The 1862-nt window shown below is 59.4% G+C and carries 2 protein-coding genes; one reads left to right on the top strand and one right to left on the bottom strand.

All coding sequences use genetic code 11. The features are described 5' to 3' along the window. On the bottom strand, positions 1-1012 hold a 1012-nt coding region (locus GIW04_RS30390; protein WP_236479581.1), incomplete at its 3' end, for a cation:dicarboxylate symporter family transporter. Between the two features lie 230 nt (positions 1013-1242). On the opposite strand from GIW04_RS30390, the gene GIW04_RS30385 reads away from it, so the two are divergent. Beyond that, the coding region (locus GIW04_RS30385; RefSeq protein WP_236479579.1) for a DNA-3-methyladenine glycosylase I at positions 1243-1862 on the top strand (620 nt) is incomplete at its 3' end.

Raw genomic sequence — 1862 nt, 5'->3', positions numbered from 1 at the left:
ACGATACCAGGAGGATGGTCAACAAGTCGGTCATCGACAGCGGTGTGCCGGTGGCGTTGGCGATAAACACGATGGCCAGGGTCAGGTAGATGGAGAAACCGTCGAGGTTGAACGAGTAGCCAGTGGGAATCACCAAGCCCACGGTGGAGCTGCCAATGCCCAGGTGTTCCAGCTTGCGCATGATCTGCGGCAACACCGCGTCGGATGAAGCGGTGCCCATCACGATCAGCAGCTCTTCGCGCAGGTACTTGAGCAGCGGCAACATGCGCAGGCCCGACAGGCGCATCACCAGCCCGAGGATCACCGCCACGAAGGCAAAGCAGGTCAGGTAGAAAAGCCCCACCAGGCTGCCCAGGTGTTGCAGCGAGTCCAGGCCATAGGTGCTGGTGGTGAAGGCGATGGCACCGAATACGCCAATCGGCGCCAGGCGCACGATCATGCCCATGATGCGGAAGATCACATGGCTCAATTCGTTGATCAGCCGCGAGATGCCACTGGCCGCTTCGCCCACCAGGTTCAGCGCGCTGCCGAACAGCACCGAAAACAACAGCACTTGCAGCACGTTGTTGTCGGCAAAGGCGCCGACCACCGAGTTGGGGATCAACTCCATCAGGAACTGGCTGGTGCCGCGGATGTGCTGGCCCTTGTCGGCCAGCTCATTCAAGCCGGCGGAAGAGAGTTGCTCCAGGTGAATATTGGCGCCGCTGCCAATGCCGGTGCTGAAGGCCATGATCAGGCCGAGCACCAGGGCGACGGTGGTGAGCATTTCAAAATAGATCACCGACTTTAGGCCGATGCGCCCGACCTTCTTCAAGTCGCCCGCGCCGGAAATACCGCTGACCACCACGCAGAACACGATCAGGCCAATCAGCATTTTGATCAGCTTGATAAAGCCGTCACCCAAGGGTTTGAGTTGCGAGGAGAATTCGGGAAGGGCCAGGCCGCAGGCGATGCCGAGCATCAGGCCAATCACGACTTGCAGGAAAATCGAACGCGAGCACCATCTGAGCATGGGAGGGATCTCTATTCGGTGCCCTGGTGGTTCCAGGGCTTAATTGTTGTGGTCTTACCGGTAAGTCCAGTGCGGGGCCAGTCTACGCTCGGTTTTTTTCAAATCACAAGCAAATATTTGGCGGTTGGCAGGTACCGGTCTGACCAGTTGGTCGATAAGCACGATGCTTGAGCGGTTGGCGGGGATTAATTTTTTTTGCGTATCATCGCCTTCGGCATACGAGGTGATGGATGGACCAACCAGGGCTGACAACCGACGAAGCAGGGCGCATCTATTGCGCCTGGCGCACTGCAGCGCCTGCGTACCTGCATTACCACGACCACGAGTGGGGCGTGCCGGTGGCGGATGACATCGCGCTGTACGAGAAGATCTGCCTGGAGGGGTTTCAGGCGGGGATGGCGTGGATCACCATCCTGCGCAAGCGCGAAAACTTTCGCCAGGCGTTCGAGGGCTTTGATTTTCGCCGGGTGGCGCAGTACGGCGAGGCGGACATCGAGCGGTTGATGAGCGACCCGGGCATTGTGCGCAATCGCGCGAAGATCGTCTCGGCCATCAACAATGCACGCCGGGCCTGTGAACTGGTGGAGGAGACCGGCTCGCTGGCGCGCTGTCTGTGGGCGTTTGAGCCTGCTGCAAACGAGCGGCCGGCAGTGGTGGATATGGCTTACTGGACGGCCAATCCAACGTCACCCGCTTCGGTACGGTTATCGAAAGCCTTGAAGAAGCGCGGATGGACCTTTGTCGGCCCGACCACGATGTATGCGTTGATGCAGGCGATGGGGATGGTTAATGACCACTTGGAGGGTTGCGCGTGCCGCTCGCGTATTGACCACCTGCGCAACCTGTTCAA

This window comes from Pseudomonas sp. PA-4-8C, assembly GCF_021606625.1.
Classification (GTDB): Bacteria; Pseudomonadota; Gammaproteobacteria; order Pseudomonadales; family Pseudomonadaceae; genus Aquipseudomonas; species Aquipseudomonas lactis.
The sequence above is the reverse complement of the archived record's forward strand: the minus strand, read 5'-3'. Positions and strand labels throughout refer to the sequence as shown.